At 69.4% G+C, this 15,968-nt stretch carries 16 protein-coding genes; 10 read left to right on the forward strand and 6 right to left on the reverse strand.

What is annotated here, in order from left to right; genetic code table 11:
- The first annotated feature begins 53 nt into the window (after positions 1-53).
- The 3 genes from ACIBG8_RS49660 (at position 54) to ACIBG8_RS49670 (ending at position 3,862) form a co-directional block, all read left to right on the forward strand.
- On the forward strand, positions 54-929 hold the full coding sequence (locus ACIBG8_RS49660) for an ATP-binding cassette domain-containing protein (protein ID WP_397350341.1): 876 nt from the start codon (positions 54-56) through the stop codon (positions 927-929).
- On the forward strand, positions 929-2,500 hold the full coding sequence (locus tag ACIBG8_RS49665; RefSeq protein WP_397350342.1) for an ABC transporter permease: 1,572 nt from the start codon (positions 929-931) through the stop codon (positions 2,498-2,500). The genes ACIBG8_RS49660 and ACIBG8_RS49665 overlap by 1 nt, the downstream gene beginning before the upstream one ends.
- 117 nt (positions 2,501-2,617) lie before the next feature.
- Positions 2,618-3,862: an MFS transporter gene (locus ACIBG8_RS49670; protein ID WP_397350343.1), complete on the forward strand. Its 1,245-nt coding sequence runs from the start codon at positions 2,618-2,620 to the stop codon at positions 3,860-3,862.
- Here the strand turns inward: ACIBG8_RS49670 and ACIBG8_RS49675 are convergent.
- Both ACIBG8_RS49675 and ACIBG8_RS49680 read right to left on the reverse strand, forming a co-directional pair.
- The gene (locus ACIBG8_RS49675; RefSeq protein WP_397350344.1) at positions 3,824-4,933 is read right to left on the reverse strand and encodes an NAD(P)/FAD-dependent oxidoreductase; all 1,110 of its coding nucleotides are present in this window, start codon (positions 4,931-4,933) and stop codon (positions 3,824-3,826) included. The two genes, ACIBG8_RS49670 and ACIBG8_RS49675, sit on opposite strands and share 39 nt — an antisense overlap.
- 113 nt (positions 4,934-5,046) lie before the next feature.
- Entirely contained in the window at positions 5,047-5,661 is a 615-nt protein-coding gene (locus tag ACIBG8_RS49680) for a hypothetical protein (protein WP_397350345.1), read from the reverse strand.
- 57 nt (positions 5,662-5,718) lie between these two features.
- Between ACIBG8_RS49680 and ACIBG8_RS49685 the strand changes: the two genes are divergently transcribed.
- The 7 genes from ACIBG8_RS49685 to ACIBG8_RS49715 all read left to right on the forward strand — a co-directional run bounded on the left by ACIBG8_RS49685 (position 5,719) and on the right by ACIBG8_RS49715 (position 12,250).
- Entirely contained in the window at positions 5,719-6,348 is a 630-nt protein-coding gene (locus ACIBG8_RS49685) for an IclR family transcriptional regulator (protein WP_397350346.1), read from the forward strand.
- Positions 6,349-6,405: 57 nt separating this feature from the next.
- A complete protein-coding gene (locus ACIBG8_RS49690; RefSeq protein ID WP_397350347.1) occupies positions 6,406-7,566 on the forward strand; it encodes a homogentisate 1,2-dioxygenase in 1,161 nt (386 codons plus the stop codon).
- Positions 7,563-8,315 (forward strand): hypothetical protein, encoded by a 753-nt coding sequence (locus ACIBG8_RS49695; RefSeq protein WP_397350348.1) that lies wholly within the window; start codon positions 7,563-7,565, stop codon positions 8,313-8,315. The genes ACIBG8_RS49690 and ACIBG8_RS49695 overlap by 4 nt, the downstream gene beginning before the upstream one ends.
- Positions 8,312-9,400: a fumarylacetoacetase gene (fahA, locus tag ACIBG8_RS49700; RefSeq protein WP_397350349.1), complete on the forward strand. Its 1,089-nt coding sequence runs from the start codon at positions 8,312-8,314 to the stop codon at positions 9,398-9,400. Before ACIBG8_RS49695 ends, fahA begins: the two co-directional genes overlap by 4 nt.
- A 75-nt stretch (positions 9,401-9,475) precedes the next feature.
- Entirely contained in the window at positions 9,476-10,678 is a 1,203-nt protein-coding gene (locus tag ACIBG8_RS49705; protein ID WP_397350350.1) for an Ig-like domain-containing protein, read from the forward strand.
- Positions 10,679-10,749: 71 nt separating this feature from the next.
- On the forward strand, positions 10,750-11,181 hold the full coding sequence (locus ACIBG8_RS49710) for an NfeD family protein (RefSeq protein WP_397350351.1): 432 nt from the start codon (positions 10,750-10,752) through the stop codon (positions 11,179-11,181).
- Positions 11,182-11,185: 4 nt separating this feature from the next.
- Positions 11,186-12,250 (forward strand): SPFH domain-containing protein, encoded by a 1,065-nt coding sequence (locus tag ACIBG8_RS49715; protein ID WP_397350352.1) that lies wholly within the window; start codon positions 11,186-11,188, stop codon positions 12,248-12,250.
- A 175-nt stretch (positions 12,251-12,425) separates the two neighbouring features.
- On the opposite strand, the gene ACIBG8_RS49720 is transcribed toward ACIBG8_RS49715, so the two are convergent.
- From ACIBG8_RS49720 to ACIBG8_RS49735, 4 genes are all read right to left on the reverse strand, one after another.
- Positions 12,426-12,950 (reverse strand): hypothetical protein, encoded by a 525-nt coding sequence (locus tag ACIBG8_RS49720; RefSeq protein WP_397350353.1) that lies wholly within the window; start codon positions 12,948-12,950, stop codon positions 12,426-12,428.
- Positions 12,951-13,009: 59 nt separating this feature from the next.
- Complete coding sequence (locus ACIBG8_RS49725) at positions 13,010-13,600, reverse strand: RNA polymerase sigma factor (RefSeq protein WP_397350354.1); 591 nt, start codon at positions 13,598-13,600, stop codon at positions 13,010-13,012.
- Between the two features lie 59 nt (positions 13,601-13,659).
- Complete coding sequence (locus ACIBG8_RS49730; protein ID WP_397350355.1) at positions 13,660-14,064, reverse strand: RNHCP domain-containing protein; 405 nt, start codon at positions 14,062-14,064, stop codon at positions 13,660-13,662.
- Positions 14,065-14,223: 159 nt separating this feature from the next.
- Positions 14,224-15,906, reverse strand: coding sequence for a phosphatidylglycerol lysyltransferase domain-containing protein (locus ACIBG8_RS49735; RefSeq protein ID WP_397350356.1), 1,683 nt, complete (start codon positions 15,904-15,906; stop codon positions 14,224-14,226).
- Positions 15,907-15,968: the final 62 nt, after the last annotated feature.

The raw sequence follows: 15,968 nt of genomic DNA on the forward strand, positions 1-15,968 counted from the left end.
ATAGGGCAGATGTCCGATACCACCCCAAGCTGATCATTTCTAACGTTCAAGGCATGGAAAACGCGATTGAAGCAGTGGGGCTTCGGAAGAGTTTCGGCAGGTCACAGGCGCTCGACGGGCTGGACCTGACGGTAAGGACCGGCGAGGTGCACGGCTTCCTCGGCCCCAACGGCGCCGGCAAGTCAACCACGATCCGCATCCTCCTCGGCCTGATGCGGGCCACCGGCGGCACGGCCAGGCTGCTGGGCGGCGACCCCTGGAAGGACGCCACCGAGCTGCACAAGCGCCTCGCCTACGTGCCCGGCGACGTGAACCTCTGGCCGTCGCTCACCGGCGGCGAGGTGATCGACCTCCTGGGCAGGCTGCGCGGCGGCCTGGCCAAGGACCGGCGCGACGAGTTGCTGGAGCGGTTCGAGCTGGACCCGCGCAAGAAGGCCAAAACCTACTCCAAGGGCAACAGGCAGAAGGTCGCCCTGGTCGCCGCGTTCTCCTCCGGCGCCGAGCTGCTCATCCTGGACGAGCCGACCTCGGGCCTGGACCCGCTGATGGAAGCGGTCTTCCAGCAGTGCGTGGCCGAGGAGAAGGAGCGCGGGCGGACGGTGCTGCTCTCCAGCCACATCCTCAGCGAGGTGGAGGCGCTCTGCGACCGGGTCAGCATCATCAGGGCCGGCCGTACCGTCGAGTCGGGCACGCTGAGCGAGCTGCGGCACCTGACGATGACCACCGTCACCGCCGAGCTCTCCGGGCCGCGCCCCGAGCTGCCCGACGTCGCCAACCTGACCGTCGACGGGCGCAGGCTGACCTTCCAGGTCGACGACCGCTTCCTCGACAAGACCATGGTACGGCTGGCCGAGGCCGGGATCCTCAGCCTGACCAGCCAGCCGCCCACCCTCGAAGACCTGTTCATGCGCCACTACGGGAGCAAGTGATGACCGGGACCTGGACTCTCACCAAGCTGATCCTCCGGCGCGAACGGCTGATCACCCCGCTGTGGATCCTGCTGCTGGTCTCGCTCGCGGCCGGGCAGGCCAACCGCTACATGCAGAACTTCCCGACCGCGCAGGCGGTCGGCGACTTCGCCCGCGAGATGGCGGCCAACAAGGCACTGACCGCCTTCGCCGGCGAGGTCTACTCCCCCACGATCGCCGGCATGGCCGTATGGAAGAACGCCGACGCCATCTACACGATCCTCGCCCTGGTCGTCCTGCTCACGGTCGTCAGGCACACGCGCAAGGAAGAGGAGACGGGCAGGGCCGAGCTCGTCGGCTCGGCCGTCGTGGGCCGGTTCGCCCAGCTGACCGCCACCGTCATCGTCACCAGCGCCTCCGTGGTGCTCGCCGGGCTGCTCACCGCGGTCGGCATGCTGAAGATGGGCTTCGACACGACGGGCTCGCTGGCCTTCGGCGCCGCCGTGGCCGGTGTCGGCCTGGCCTTCACCGGCGTCGGCGCGGTCGCCGCCCAGCTCACCGAGAGCGCTCGGGCCGCCATCGGGCTGGGCGCGATCGTCCTCGGCGTCAGCTACACGCTGCGCTTCGTGGCCGACGGCAGCGGGGTGCAGGCGCTCAAGTGGATCTCGCCGCAGGGCTGGAGCCACCTGGTCAAGCCGTACGGAACCAACAACCTGGCCGTTCTGCTGCTCAGCGTCGCCCTCTTCTGTCTCGGCCTGGCCGTCGCCTACAGGCTGGCGGCTGGCCGCGACCTCGGGCACGGCCTCATCCCGCAGCGGCCGGGTCCCGCGGGCTCCAGGAGCCTGACCAGCCCGATCGCGCTGGCCTGGCGGTTGCAGCGCGGCCTCCTGACCGGCTGGACCATCGGCTACGCGGTCGCCGGTCTGGTGTTCGGCGCGCTGGCCGTCTCGATCCCGCAGGTGTCCAAGCAGGGCGCCTCGGTGCAGGAGTTCTTCAACCGCTACACCGCCTCGCCCGACGCCACCACGACGGACGCCTACCTGTGGCTGATCCTGCTGAGCCTCGGCTACGTCGCCGCGCTCTACCCGCTGGTCTCGCTGCTACGGCTGCGCGCGGAGGAGACGGCCGGACACGCGGAACTGCTGCTCACCACCCCGGTCAGCCGCCTGCGCTGGGCCGTCTCGCACCTGGTCTTCGCCATGGGCGGCAGCGCGCTGATCATGGTGGTCGCCGGGGCCACCATGGGCGCCCTGGCCGGTTCGCCGGGCAAGGTGCTGGCCGGCGCGCTGGTGCAGATCCCCGCCGTCTGGGTCCTGGCCGGTCTGGGCGTGCTCGCCTTCGGCCTGCTGCCCAAGGCGGCCGCCGCCGTCAGCTGGGCGGCGTTCCTCTTCGTCAACCTCTTCGGCGAGGTGCTCGGGCCGATCATCGGCATCGACTACTGGATCGCCAAGTACTTCGTGCCCTTCCCGAACCTGCCGATGGTGGTCAGCGGCGGCGAGTTCAGCGCCACCGCGCCGGCCATCATGATCGCGCTCACCGCGGCGCTGATCGTCGCAGGGCTGACCGGCCTCAAGCGCCGGGCGATCGTCTGACATGGCGGGCCGTACGACGGCGGAACGGGCCAGGCTTCCGAGCCTGGCCCGTTCGCTGTCTGTGTGTCGCCCGAAATGCTGGCGACATCGCTTCCCGGACCAGCAATGATGGGTGGAATGCACAGCTTCAGGCTTCTGCGTGACAGGCGTTTCGCCCTTCTCTTCTCGGCGCGGACGATCTCCGTGCTCGGCAGCGCCTTCGCGCCGGTCGCCCTCGCCTTCGGCGTCCTGGGGCTGCCAGGGGCGACGGCGACGACCCTGTCCGTGGTGCTGACCGCGGAGTCCTTGCCGATGGTGCTCTTCATGCTGGTGGGCGGGGTCATCGCGGACCGGCTGCCCAGGAACCGGGTGATGATGACCGGCATGGCGATCAACTCGATCGCCTTCTCCAGCCTGGCCGCCATGCTGCTCACCGGATGGACCCCGCTGCCCGCGCTGGCCACGGCCGCCGCGGCCACCGGCGTCGCGATGGCGATCTTCTTCCCGGCGCTGACCGGGATCATCCCCGAGGTCGTGCCGGCCGACAAGCTGCAGACCGGGAACGCGCTGCTGGGGCTGGGCGCCAACACCTCCAGGGTCGCCGGGGCCGTGCTGAGCGGCGCGACCGTCGTCCTCGTCGGCGGCGGATGGGCGCTGGCGGTGAGCGGCGCGATGTTCGCCGTGGCCGCCGTGCTCATCGCCGCGCTGCGGCTGACCCCTGCGCCGCCCTCCGCGGAACGTCACTCCGTCTTCGGCGACCTACGCGAGGGGTGGCGCGAGTTCAGCTCGCGCCAGTGGTTGTGGGTGGTGGTCGCCCAGTTCTCCGTACTCATCCTGGGGTTGCAGGCCGCGCACGGCGTGCTCGGCCCACTGATCACCAAGACGGAGATGGGCGGCGCGCGCGACTGGTCGCTGATCCTGGCCGGGGAGGCGGTGGGGACGATCGTGGGCGTGCTGGTCGCGATGCGGCTGCGTCCCTCGCGTCCCATCCTGCTCGGCACGCTGATGTGCTTCCCCGTGGTCCTGCCGTACGTGCTGCTCGCGCTGAGCGCGCCGCTGTGGACGATCGTCATCGGGGCGTTCCTGCTGGGCATCTGCTTCGACGTCTTCGGCGTGCTCTGGCAGACCACGTTGCAGCGTGAGGTGCCGCCAGAGGCGCTGTCGCGGGTGAGCTCCTACGACGCGCTCGGGTCGCTGATGTTCGGCCCGGTCGGGCTCATGCTCGCCGGACCTGCGGCGGCGCTGGTCGGGCCGAAGAACGCGATGCTCGGGTGCGCGGCGCTCGTCGTGCTGTCGACGCTCGCCGCGCTGCTCTCGCCCGGGGTGCGCAACCTGCGCGCGCCGTCAGCCCGCGACTCTGCCGCTGGTGCGAAGCCCGCGTGACGGGGTGCGCTCGTGCAGCCCGAACCGCTGCTCCGGCGCCTGGTCGCCGTCGACGACCGACGCGACGTACTCGGCCAGTGCGGGCGCGTGCTTGAACCCGTGTCCTGAGTCGCCGCCGAACACCCACACGCCGGGCTCCACCTCGTGGATGATCCACTCCGCGTCCGGGGTGAGCGCGTACTGGCAGACCTGGCTGAACAGCACCTTCGACCCGGCGAGCGCGGGGAACCTGCGTTCCAGGTAGGAGCTCGCCTGCTTGACCGACGCCTCGTCCACGGTCCTGCGGCCGTGTTCCGGTTCGAAGGGGGCGCCTTCCTCGTCTGAGGTGGTCTTCATGCCGACGCCGTCGACGTCGCCGTGCCCATAGGCGGAGGCGTCGTAGTCGATCCAGGCGGGGGTGCCGGGGACGGTCCACTCGCTGGGGACGGCCCAGTGCAGGGTGTCCTGCTTGGTGACGGTCAGGGGGAGGTCGAACTGCTCGCCCATCCAGGCGCCGCCCGCCCACACCACCTTGTCGGCGGTGAGCACGTCCTCGCCTACCTTGACTGCCTTGCCGTACGGCTGCGCCCTGCCGTGGACGAGCGTGACACCGGCGTTGGTCGCCAGGCGCGCGGTCACCTGGGTGGCGCGGCGGGCCCTGATCACTCCGGCGTGGGGCTCCCTGAGCAGGAACGCCAGGCCGTCGGGGCGGTAGTCGGGGAAGAACCTGGCGCCTTCCTCGGGGTCGAGGATCTCGTACGGGATGCCGAGCTTGTCGAGCGTGCCCGCGCTGGCTTTCTCCCAGCCTTCGGGGTCCTGGGCGAACCACAGGAGCCCGGCTTCCAGGTAGAGGTCTTCACCGACCCGCTGGCCCAGGCGCTGCCAGCCTTCCCGTGCTTTCCAGGCGAGCTTGGCGTACCAGTCGTCGGTGCCGTGGGAGCTCCTGAGCAACCGGGTCTCGCCTGCGCTGGCCTGCCGTACATGACCGGGCTTGTGCTGCTCGACGAGCGTCACCTGCCAGCCGGTTTCGGCCAGCCGCAACGCCAACGACGACCCCCAAATACCAGCTCCGACCACAATGACCGATTTCATGACCCCAAGGTACGGCGAAGCCCTCCCCTGAAGGCAAGAAGAGATTCGAAGACCCTCTCCATCAACCCAACCCCAAGATCATGGGGTGGCGGGGTTCTTGAGGTCCTGAGGGTCTATACGACGATGAGGCGGACCACTACCCCTGCGCAGTTACCCGCCAGGCAGATGCGGACCGGGATGTCCGAGATCCCCGCCACCTTGGGGGTGCCGCTCACGTGGCCGTCAGGGCCGATGGCCATCCCCTGGGGGAGGGAGGTGCTGTTGGTCACGGTGAAGGTGGGGAGGACGCCGGATGGGCCGCCGTTGATGGCGATCTGGCCGGTCAGCGCGGTGCCCACCTGGCCGGGGAAGGTCAGCTCTCCCGGCTGCCAAGGGATGTTGCGGTGCACGATGATCGTGACGCGTTCCTCCACGCACACCAGACCCCTGCACAGCTTGATGGGCGTCGTGTAGGTGCCGGGTCGCTCTGGCTTGCCGTACAGGAGGCCGCTCTGATCCAAACCCACCCCGGGGGCCAGTGACGCGGCCGGGATGTCGAAGGAGTCCAGGGGCAGCAACCGGTCGTCCACCTCGACGCCCTGCGTGACGTAGAACGTGTTCTCCACCACGTTCACCGGCGGCTGTGGCGGCGCGGGTGAAGGGCGGCTCTGCGCGCTCACCGAGGGCGCGCACGGGACGAGGGCGTAAAGAGCGACGGCGGCCAACGCCATCCACCACTTCGGCTGCATGATCCTCCCTCCGGCTCACTATCCGCTTACCTACCCTCACGGTTAGATAATCAAGCTATGGCCGCTGAATCCGCCCAGACCCTGGAGCGCGGGCTCCACCTGCTCAGACTGCTCGCCGACGGGCAGGGCGGGCGCACCCCGACCGAGCTCGCGACCGCGCTGGAGCTGAGCCGTCCCGTCGTCTACCGCCTGCTCACGACGCTGATGAGCGAGGGCTTCGTCAGGCGCGACTCCGAGGGCAAGGTGCACCTGGGTTTCGGCGTGCTGGTGCTCGCGCAGGCGGTGCAGCCGCTGCTGCGCGCCGCCGCGCTGCCGACGCTGCGCAGGCTCGCCGAGGAGGTGGGCGCGACGGCGCACCTGACCGTGGCCGAGGGCGGCGACGGGCTGGCCGTGGCGGTGGTCGAACCGTCGTGGACGAACATGCACGTCGCCTACCGGGAGGGCTCGCGGCATCCCCTCTCGAAGGGTGCGGCGGGCCAGGCGATCCTGGCGCTTCGCTCCGGCAGAGACGGTTTTTTCGTGACTCAGGGGCAGCTTCAGGAAGGCGCGCACGGCATCGCGGCGCCGGTGACCGGGCTGCCGTGGCTGGAGGCGTCCGTCGGGGTCGTCACCTTCGGGCCGCTCAACGCCGAGACGGGCCCCCGGGTGGTCAAGGCAGCCGACGAACTGGCCACGACCCTTGCCTGACATGTACGGTAGTTACACATAGAGGACAAGAGTGTCCGGTAAACGGACGGAGAAACGATGCCTTACTACCGTGTGGTCGGCGAGATCCCCCGCAAGCGCCATGTGCAGTTCAGGAAGCCGGACGGCGGCCTCTACGCAGAGGAGCTGATGGGCGAGGAGGGCTTCTCCTCGGACTCCTCCCTGCTCTACCACCAGTACCTGCCCACGGCGATCATCAAGGCCGAGGCCGTCGAACCGCTGGTCAGCGAGGCGCTCACGCCCAACCTGCCGCTGTCTCCGCGCCACTTCCGCACCCAGGACCTCGCGACCTCCGGCGACCTCGTGACCGGCCGGATGCTGCTCAGCGGCAACAACGACGTCCGGTTGTCGTACGCCACCAGCGACCGGCCGAGCGAGCTGTACCGCAACTCCAAGGGCGACGAGTGCGTGTACATCCAGAGCGGCTCCGTACGCTTCGAGTCCTCCTACGGCGCGATCGAGGCCGGTGAGGGCGACTACGTCGTGATCCCGACCGGCACGATCCACCGCTGGGTGCCCAGCGGGCAGGTCAACGCGCTGGTCATCGAGGCCGCCGGGCACATCAGGCCGCCCAAGCGCTACCTGTCGCAGTACGGCCAGTTCCTGGAGCACGCCCCCTACTGCGAGCGCGACCTGCGCACCCCGCAGGAGCCGCTGCTGGCGGACGGCGAGGAGGTCCCCGTGCTGGTGCGTACCAGAGGGGGGCTGACCAGGCTCGTCTACCGCAACCACCCGTTCGACGTGGTCGGCTGGGACGGTTACCTCTACCCGTACGCCTTCAACATCAACGACTTCGAGCCGATCGTGAAGCGCACCCACGCGCCGCCGCCGGTCCACCAGACGTTCGAGGGCCCCGGCTTCGTGGTCTGCTCGTTCATGCCGCGCCCGCTCGACTTCCACCCGGACGCGGTGCCGATCCCCTACAACCACCACAACGTGGACTCCGACGAGTTCATGTTCTACGTGGGCGGCGACTACTCGGCGCGCGCCGGCTCGGGGATCGACGTCGGCTCGATCTCGCTGCACCCGGCCGGGTTCACCCACGGGCCGCAGCCGGGAGCCGTCGAGGCGGTCATCGCCGCCGGGGCGACCCACACGAGCGAGATGGCCGTCATGGTCGACACGTTCCGCCCGCTCGACCTGGGCAGGGGCGCGCTGTCGTGCGAGGACCCCGGCTACGCCTGGACCTGGGCACGATGAACCCCCTCTTCACCGCTCTGGTGGACGACGCGGGCCTCTTTCCCCCCACCGCACTGCCCCTCGACGAGGCGCTGGCCAGGCACGAGCGTGACGCCGCCATCGCCAGCCCGGTGCTGACGCACCGCTTCCTGTGCCCGTCCAGCCGACTCGACGATTTGCGCCGCTCGGGGGCGCGACCTCGCCGGATCGGCCTGATCGTGGACACCCCGTCGGTGCCGTCGCTGGACGGTCTCCCGGTGGACATCGTGGAGGTACGGCTCCCGCAGGACACGTCGGTCGACGACCTGGCCGCGCGGCTGGACCTGCCTCCGGACGTCGCGCTCTTCGTCGAGATCCCCCCGGCGAAGGCTGACGGGCCGGTGCAGACCGGGCTGAAGGTGCGGTGCGGCGGTCTGACGGCCGACGCGTTCCCCTCGGTGGACGACCTGGCGCACTTCATCACGACCTGCGTGGCCAACGGGGTGCGGTTCAAGGCCACGGCCGGGCTGCACAACGCGGTGCGCCACTTCGACCCCGCGCTCGGCGTGGACCGGCACGGCTTCCTCAACCTGGTGCTCGCCGTCTGCGAGGCTGTCGAGGAGCGGGACCCGGCGCCGGTGCTGAGCAGCACGGACGTGGGCGAGCTGGTACGGCTGGCGCACGCCGTACCCGACGTGACGGCCAAGAGGGCGCGGCAGTTGCTGGTGAGCTACGGCTCGTGCAGCACGAGCACCCCGATCGACGATCTGACCACCTTGGGAGTGCTATGAGCTTCGGGATCGACAACCTGCCCTATGGGGTCTTCTCCCGCGGCGACGAGGCGCCCCGGGTGGGTGTGCGCTTCGAGGACAGCGTGCTCGACCTCACCGCCGCCCTCCACGACGAGGTCTTCGCCACCCCGTCGTTGAACGCCTTCATGGCGCGCGGCCATCGGGCCTGGAGCGAGACGCGGGCGCTGATCCGGCAGAAGCTCTCGACCGACCTCGCCGTCACGGCGACCCACCTGGTCCCGCTCGACCAGGTGACGCTGCACCTGCCGTTCGAGGTCGCCGACTATGTCGACTTCTACTGCTCCATCGAGCACGCCTCCAACCTGGGCAGGATGTTCAGGCCGGACGAGGAGCCGCTCAAGCCCAACTGGCGCCACCTGCCCGTCGGCTACCACGGCAGGGCGGGCACGGTCGTCGTCTCCGGCACCCCGGTGACCAGGCCGCACGGCCAGGTCCGCATGGGCGTCTTCGGACCTACGGCCAAGCTGGACATCGAGGCCGAGCTGGGCTTCGTGGTCGGCTCGCCGGACGGCGCCTCCTTCGAGGAGCGGGTGTTCGGCGTGACGCTGGTCAACGACTGGAGCGCGCGCGACATCCAGGCGTGGGAGTACGTCCCGCTCGGCCCGTTCCTGGGCAAGTCGTTCGCCACGTCGATCTCGCCGTGGGTGACGCCGCTGGAGGCGCTGCCCAGGATCCCCGGGCGGGTCCAGGACCCGGCGCCGCTCGACTACCTGCGGCGTGCCGAGGACTGGGGGCTCGACGTCACGCTGGAGGTCGAGCTGAACGGCGAGATCATCTCCCGCCCGCCGTACCAGGGCATGTACTGGACGCCGGACCAGATGCTCGCGCACATGACGGTGAACGGCGCGACGCTCCGCACCGGAGACCTTTACGCCAGCGGCACAATTTCCGGCGAGCAGCCGGATCAGCGCGGTTCCTTCATCGAGCTCACCTGGAACGGCACAGAGCCGATCAAGCTTGCCGACGGCACGACCAGGGCTTTCCTGGAGAACGGCGACACCGTGACGATCAGGGCCACGGCCGGAGCGCTCAGCCTGGGGGAAGTTTCCGGAACAATCCGATAGGTGACTTGACGTGCTTAGCCCGTGACTCGCCGCTACTCTTAGGACCTCCCCGGTCCCTTGAAGAGCAGGAGCGAGATGCGGCGTGCCGCGGCGTTCATCCTCAGCGCCCTACTCCTGACAACCAGTTGCAGCTCGGTCACCGCCGGCACGCCCGTCGAGCAGGCGCCGCCGGTCATCGCCGTCGCCCCCGCCTTCGACGCGCCACGCGCCCGCACCGACCGCGGGCTCGTGGTCAAGGCGAGCGGCGGCAAGCTGGCCAAGGTGCTCGCCTACGTCGACGGCGCGCCGGTCACCGGCCGCGTCGACGAGACGGGCACCCTGTGGCGCTCCGACTGGGCGCTGCGTCCCGGCGCCGAATACTCGGTGACCGCCACGGCCGACGGGGCGAGCGGCCCATCGACGATGGCGGCCGGGCGGTTCCGCACCCGCGCGGCCGAGCGCACGTTCAAGGTGCTGTCCGTCTCGCCGCTGCCCGGCGAGAGCGTCGGGGTCGGCATGCCGATCATCGTCACCTTCGACACCGCGATCCAGGACAGGCCGGCCGTCGAACGGGCCCTGGAGGTCACCACCGCCAAACCAGCCGAGGGCGCCTGGCGGTGGATCAGCGACACCCAGGTGGTCTACCGCACCCGCAAATACTGGACGCCGAAGCAGAAGGTCACCTTCGTCGCGCACCTGTCCGGGGTCCGCGCCGCCCCGGGCGTCGTCGGTACGGAGGACCACGAGCTGGCCTTCACCGTCGGGCGCAAGCAGATCAGCACCGTCGACACCAAGACCCACCAGATGGTGGTGCGCAAGAACGGCGCCGTCGTGCAGCGCATGGCGATCAGCGCGGGCATGGCCACCACCCGCGAATACACCACGACCAGCGGCGTGCACCTGACCATGGAGAAGGGCAACCCGGTCAGGATGATCTCGCCGGGGCGCGAGAAGGGCGATCCCGGCTTCTACGACGTGATGATCTCCCACGCGGTGCGCATCTCCAACAGCGGCGAATACGTGCACGCCAAGAACAACGTCTGGGCCCAGGGCCGCGCCAACGTCAGCCACGGGTGCATCAACTCCCGTCCCGACCAGGCCGCTTGGTTCTTCACGACCTCCCTGCGCGGCGATCCGGTAACGATCACCGGGACCAGCCGGGAGCTCGAATGGAACAACGGCTGGGGGTTCTGGCAGCTCCCCTGGGAGAAGTGGCAGCTCGGCAGCGCCCTCTACGACCCGACCCCCAAGACCGGGTGGGTGCAACCCGCACCGCCACCGACCCTGCCGCAGCAGTAATTAGAGGATTACGGTAGAAGGGGGAACCTCCTCGAGCCGTAGGCCCGTTTACCTGTCAGGAGGGCCGGAGCATGGATGAATGGGTCATCTGGATAATCCTCGCTGTCGTGCTCGGCGTGGCCGAGATCTTCACCCTCACCACGGCGCTCGGCCTGCTGGCCGGAGCGTCCCTTCTCACCGCTCTCGGCGCCGCGGTCGGGCTCCCCGTTCCCCTGCAGCTCCTCCTCTTCACCGCCTCGTCGGCGGCGGGGCTGCTCGTCGTCAGGCCCATCGCGATCCGCCACATCAAGCAACCCCCGCTGCAGCGCTTCGGCGTCGACGCGCTCGTCGGCAAACCCGCCTACGTGGTGCGGGAAGTCACCGGGCGCGAGGGGCGCATCAGGCTCGGCGGCGAGGAATGGTCGGCGCGCGCCTACGACGAAACCCTGGTCATACCGGCAGGGGCGACCGTCGACGTCATCGAGATCGAGGGAGCCACGGCTCTCGTCTACCCCCGGGAGTGATCATATGGAGCTGCTGGTCGTCGGACTGGTGATCGCGCTCTTCGCGGTCTTCACCGTGCTGCGCACGGTGCGCATCGTCCCGCAGGCTCGGGCGCGCAACGTCGAACGGCTGGGACGCTACAGCCGTACGCTCAAGCCCGGACTGAACTTCGTCATCCCCTACGTCGACCGCGTCTACCCCATGATCGACCTGCGCGAGCAGGTCGTGACCTTCCGCCCGCAGCCGGTCATCACCGAGGACAACCTGGTCGTCGAGATCGACACCGTCCTCTACTTCCAGGTCACCGACCCGCGCGCGGCCGCCTACGAGATCGCCAACTACATCCAGGCGGTCGAGCAGCTGACCGTCACGACCATGCGTAACGTGGTCGGCTCGATGGACCTGGAGCAGGCGCTCACCTCCCGCGACACCATCAACAGCCAGCTGCGCGGCGTGCTCGACGAGGCGACCGGCAAGTGGGGCATCCGCGTCAACCGCGTCGAGGTCAAGGCGATCGACCCGCCCAAGACCATCAAGGACGCGATGGAGAAGCAGATGCGCGCCGAGCGGGACAAGCGCGCCGCCATCCTCAACGCCGAAGGGCAGCGGCAGTCGCAGATCCTCACGGCGGAGGGCGACAAGCAGAGCGCCATCCTGCGGGCGGAGGGCCAGCGTACGGCGGCGATCCTCAAGGCCGAGGGTGAGTCCCGCGCGATCGACCAGGTCTTCCAGGCGGTGCACCGCAACGACCCTGACCCGAAGTTGCTCGCTTACCAGTACCTCCAGGTGCTGCCGCAGCTGGCGCAGGGCAACAACACGATGTGGGTGATCCCTAGCGAGGTGACGTCCGCGTTGCAGGGGGTGTCGAAGGCGTTCACCGAGGCGTTGCCGCGTATTGCCAGCACGGAGGGGGAGCGGTCGGCGGAGGCGGACACGGAGATCGCGCGGGCGGCGGAGGCGGCCGCTGAGGCGGTGGCGGACGCTCGGGACGCCGAGAAGGTGAACGGCCCCCGCCAGCTCACCGCCAAGATCCCCGAGCCCTCCCCGTTCCCCGACCTGGAAAAGGACCCCCACGAGGCAGAGCGCTGACCCCTTCAAGGAGGCCCGCCCCGCGAAAGGGCGCGCCACCCCAAAGGGCGCGCCACCCCAAAGGGCACGCCACCCCAAAGGGCACGCCACCCCAAAGGGCTACTTCCTGAGGGACCCGTCTTCATGGGGGGTACGGCAGGCGCGAGATGGCCTGCCTGCCGTACCCCCCACTGGGTCAGTACTCGTTGGTGAGCGGGGCGCCGTCGGAGTCGACGAGCGTGCAGTCGGCCACCGGGCCGTTGGACACGCGGGCCCAGGTCCCGAGGAGCCGGTCGTCGTCGCTGAGGCTGAGCATGAGCACGCCGACCTGCCCCTCCTTGATGACCCGGGGATCGAGCGGGAACGCGGGCTCCCCCGGATCGAACGTCGGGGGGAACGGGATGAGCGCCTGCTCGTCCTTGGGCACCCAGCTCTGGCTGCGCGGCTTCGGGCTGCACTGCTTGCCGTCCGGCACGTAGTCGACCTTGATGTCGTATCCCATCGCCCGCAGGTCGGACTCCAGCCCCTTAGCGTTCTTGACGTCGTTGAAGGTGATGCTCAACGTCCCGTCAGGGTTCTTCGCGATCGCATAAGCCGGGGCCCCGCCACCGATCAGGAGGGGAATCGCCACCGCAGCGGCCGCAGCCAGCCCGAGCACCGGGGCCAGGACGGCCGGACGGAAGAGGGAACGGCGGGGAGCGGTGTTCTGGATCTCGGTCATCACGAACTCCTTGAGTTGCTGATGCCGGCCCAAAGGAAGATCACGTTCATCGGGGATGTTCACAGGGTGCCCTCCTTCGCGGACCGGACCGCGTGGCCGCGGTCATCTCTTTCCTGTCGCGAGGGATCACCGAGTTCCCCCAGCTTCTTCCGCGCTCTCGACAGCCGGGACCGTACGGTCCCCACCGGGATGCCGAGCGCCTCCGCCGCCTCGCCGTACTCCAGCCCCGACAACACGCACAGCGCGAACACGTCCTGCTCCTGCCTGCGCAGCGACCGGTAGGCGGCCTGGACGGCGGCCAGCTTGGCGGCGTCGTCGATGCGCCCGATCACCTCGTCGGCGAAGTCGGGTACGGCATCGCCGCGCGGCGCCCGCGCCAGCACGTCGTCATAGCGGCGGGCGGCCCGGCGGGTGTTGCGGGTCACGTTGGTGGCGATGGCGAGTAACCACGGCCTGAGCGACCCGCCGTCCGGATCGAGCCGCCCGCGCAGCCGCCACGCCTCGAGAAAGGTCAGCGAGACCGCGTCCTCGGCGCTCGACCAGTTGCCGGTCAGCCGGTAGGCATGGTTGTAGACCGCCCGCGCACACTCGTCGAAGAGCTGCGCGAAGGCATCCTGATCCCCATCCCTGATCCGGGCACGTATTGACATATCCACACCTTGGGACTGTCCCCCGGCGCCACCCGAGTTCCCGAGTGGCGCCGGATATTTCACCTCATGAGGCTGATCAGCTGATCCAGCGCGTCATCGTCCGCGATCCGGTTACGGCCGACAAGGCCACACGCCAGGCAGCGGTGCACGACCATGTAGCCCTTGGCCGAGTGGTGGTCGAGCCGAACGGGCGCCATGAGGCCCTGACACGGCGACGCGCGGTCGCCCGGACGGAGGTCCACGTGCTTGGAGTGCAGGCACGCTGGACAGTGGTTGCGATAGCTGCCGTTGCGCAGCGGCGCGACCCGATGGCCGCAACGCTCGCAGGTGAAACCGGTGTTCTCGGTCGCCCGGCTGATGGTGCCCTCCGAAAGTTGAAGTGGATCTTCAACTCGGAGGTGCAGGGTTCCGTCTGCTCTCCCCACGAGGGGTCCCAGGCTTGGACGGAGGAGGGATCGATTCACCGCTGAACAGCGATTACTTCCGGTTCCAGCTTCACCCCACCCATGGGGATCCGGACCACGACCGAGGTTGTGGATTTGTCTCGGTCACTGTCACGAAGGTCGCCCCGCGTGCCACCGGTAGATGTCCATCCGCCGCACTGGCGTCGGCGTCGTCCCCTGCTAGGCGCCCAGGGCTCGTGTCATGTGTGCTCCCTTCCGGTGTGAGAGCACGCTAGCCGAGGCCCACACCCGCTTCAACGGAGTAAACGACGGGATGAACGCCTCCGCCTGCAGCGACGCCACCCCGATCCTGGGCAGGTCGCGCGCCGCCGGGTAGACGACGAAACGCGGCTCCCAGATCGGGCGGAACTTGGCGTTGAACCGGTACAGGGACTCGATCTGGAACCATCTCGACAGGAAGACCAGCAAACCCCTCCACGTACGGAGCACGGGGCCGGCGCCCAGGCGTTCCCCGCGGGCCAGGGCTGCCCTGAACATCGCGAAGTTCAGGGACACCTCACGCACTCCCAACGTGGAACACGCCTCCAGGGTCCTGACGATGAGCAGCTCGTTCAGGCCCGGCTCCGCCGTACGGTCGCGGCGCATGAGGTCGAGGGAGATGCCGGAAGGCCCCCACGGGACGAACTGCAGGACCGCCCTGAGCCGCCCGTCCTTGTGCGCGGTCGCCACCACGCAGTCCGGGTCGCCGAACCGGCCGAGCGCCATCGAGAACCCGCGCTCGGTCGAGGACCCGCGCCACGAGTCCGCCGCCTGGACGATCTCCTCCAGCTCCTTCACCGGCAGGTCCGCCGCCCGGCGGATGGCGCAGACGTACCCGGCGCGCGAGACCCGGTTCACCATCTGCCGCACGTTGCGCATGGCCCGGCCGTCCAGGGTGAAGTCGGCGACCTCGACCACCGCCTCGTCGCCGATCTCCAGTGCGGACAGCCCGCCGACCCTGGTCCACACCTCGCCACCGGCCTCGCTGCAGCCGATCACCGCAGGCACCCAGGCGTGCCTGGCCGCCTCCTCCATGAACCGCTTGATCGCCCCTGGCCAGGCCTCCGGGTCGCCGATCGGGTCGCCGCTGGCCAGCATGACGCCGGACACGACCCGGTAGGCGACGGCCGCCTTGCCGGTCGGCGACATGATCACGCTCTTGTCCCTGCGCAGCGCGAAGTAGCCGAGCGAGTCGCGCGAGCCGTACCGATCGAGCAGGGCACGAAGCCGCGACTCGTCGTCCGCGGAAAGTACGGCCACCGGCCGTTCCGGCCGCAATGCGAGGAAGAGCGTCGTGACGGCGGTGAGCGCGCCGAGCGCGGCCAGCGAGTAGTAGACGCGGTCGCTCGGGAAGTCCACGAGGCCGACGAGCCCGAGCAGCACCTGCTGGAAACGCTCGCCCACGCCGGCGTGACCCCCGACGAGCAGCCAGCCGACCCCCAGGTCGAGTACGCCGAGGGCAGCCAGGTTCCCGAGCGCCCGCCACCGCGAGCGCGGGTCGGGCAGCGCGTAGAACTCCTTGCGCGTTATTACCAGTACGGCGAGCAGCAGCAGGCTGATGGCCGCGCTGATCGGATGGCGCCAGTGCAGCGCGCCGACGAGCACGCCGACCGGAAGCAGGATCACCACCGCCCGCCAGGCCCGCGCCTTCCTGCGCCGCAGCGCGTGCGCGATCATCACCAGCAGGATGCCGATCACCAGCGTTGAGGCCCTTGCCAGCGTGGTGACCATGCCGGGCAGCTGGCCGGCGAGCGCGCCGAACCTGCTGTGCCTGAAGTACGGATTGACCGCACCCAGGATGTCGAGCGCCCCGATGAGCAGGGACGTGTAGCCGGCCGCTGCCGGCACCCAAGCACGCTTCACGGGAGGACGATAGGACGGCCCAGGTAATCTCCTCGTTAACTCAGCTCTTATTCAGCTTCGGG

It is taken from the genome of Nonomuraea sp. NPDC050556, from assembly GCF_044457355.1.
GTDB lineage: Bacteria > Actinomycetota > Actinomycetes > Streptosporangiales > Streptosporangiaceae > Nonomuraea.

Coding starts and splice junctions, on each gene's coding strand:
- ACIBG8_RS49660 (WP_397350341.1), top strand. CDS start 54: ATGGAAAACGCGATTGAAGCAGTGGGGCTTCGGAAGAGTTTCGGCAGG.
- ACIBG8_RS49665 (WP_397350342.1), top strand. CDS start 929: ATGACCGGGACCTGGACTCTCACCAAGCTGATCCTCCGGCGCGAACGG.
- ACIBG8_RS49670 (WP_397350343.1), top strand. CDS start 2,618: ATGCACAGCTTCAGGCTTCTGCGTGACAGGCGTTTCGCCCTTCTCTTC.
- ACIBG8_RS49675 (WP_397350344.1), bottom strand. CDS start 4,933: ATGAAATCGGTCATTGTGGTCGGAGCTGGTATTTGGGGGTCGTCGTTG.
- ACIBG8_RS49680 (WP_397350345.1), bottom strand. CDS start 5,661: ATGCAGCCGAAGTGGTGGATGGCGTTGGCCGCCGTCGCTCTTTACGCC.
- ACIBG8_RS49685 (WP_397350346.1), top strand. CDS start 5,719: ATGGCCGCTGAATCCGCCCAGACCCTGGAGCGCGGGCTCCACCTGCTC.
- ACIBG8_RS49690 (WP_397350347.1), top strand. CDS start 6,406: ATGCCTTACTACCGTGTGGTCGGCGAGATCCCCCGCAAGCGCCATGTG.
- ACIBG8_RS49695 (WP_397350348.1), top strand. CDS start 7,563: ATGAACCCCCTCTTCACCGCTCTGGTGGACGACGCGGGCCTCTTTCCC.
- fahA (WP_397350349.1), top strand. CDS start 8,312: ATGAGCTTCGGGATCGACAACCTGCCCTATGGGGTCTTCTCCCGCGGC.
- ACIBG8_RS49705 (WP_397350350.1), top strand. CDS start 9,476: ATGCGGCGTGCCGCGGCGTTCATCCTCAGCGCCCTACTCCTGACAACC.
- ACIBG8_RS49710 (WP_397350351.1), top strand. CDS start 10,750: ATGGATGAATGGGTCATCTGGATAATCCTCGCTGTCGTGCTCGGCGTG.
- ACIBG8_RS49715 (WP_397350352.1), top strand. CDS start 11,186: ATGGAGCTGCTGGTCGTCGGACTGGTGATCGCGCTCTTCGCGGTCTTC.
- ACIBG8_RS49720 (WP_397350353.1), bottom strand. CDS start 12,950: ATGACCGAGATCCAGAACACCGCTCCCCGCCGTTCCCTCTTCCGTCCG.
- ACIBG8_RS49725 (WP_397350354.1), bottom strand. CDS start 13,600: ATGTCAATACGTGCCCGGATCAGGGATGGGGATCAGGATGCCTTCGCG.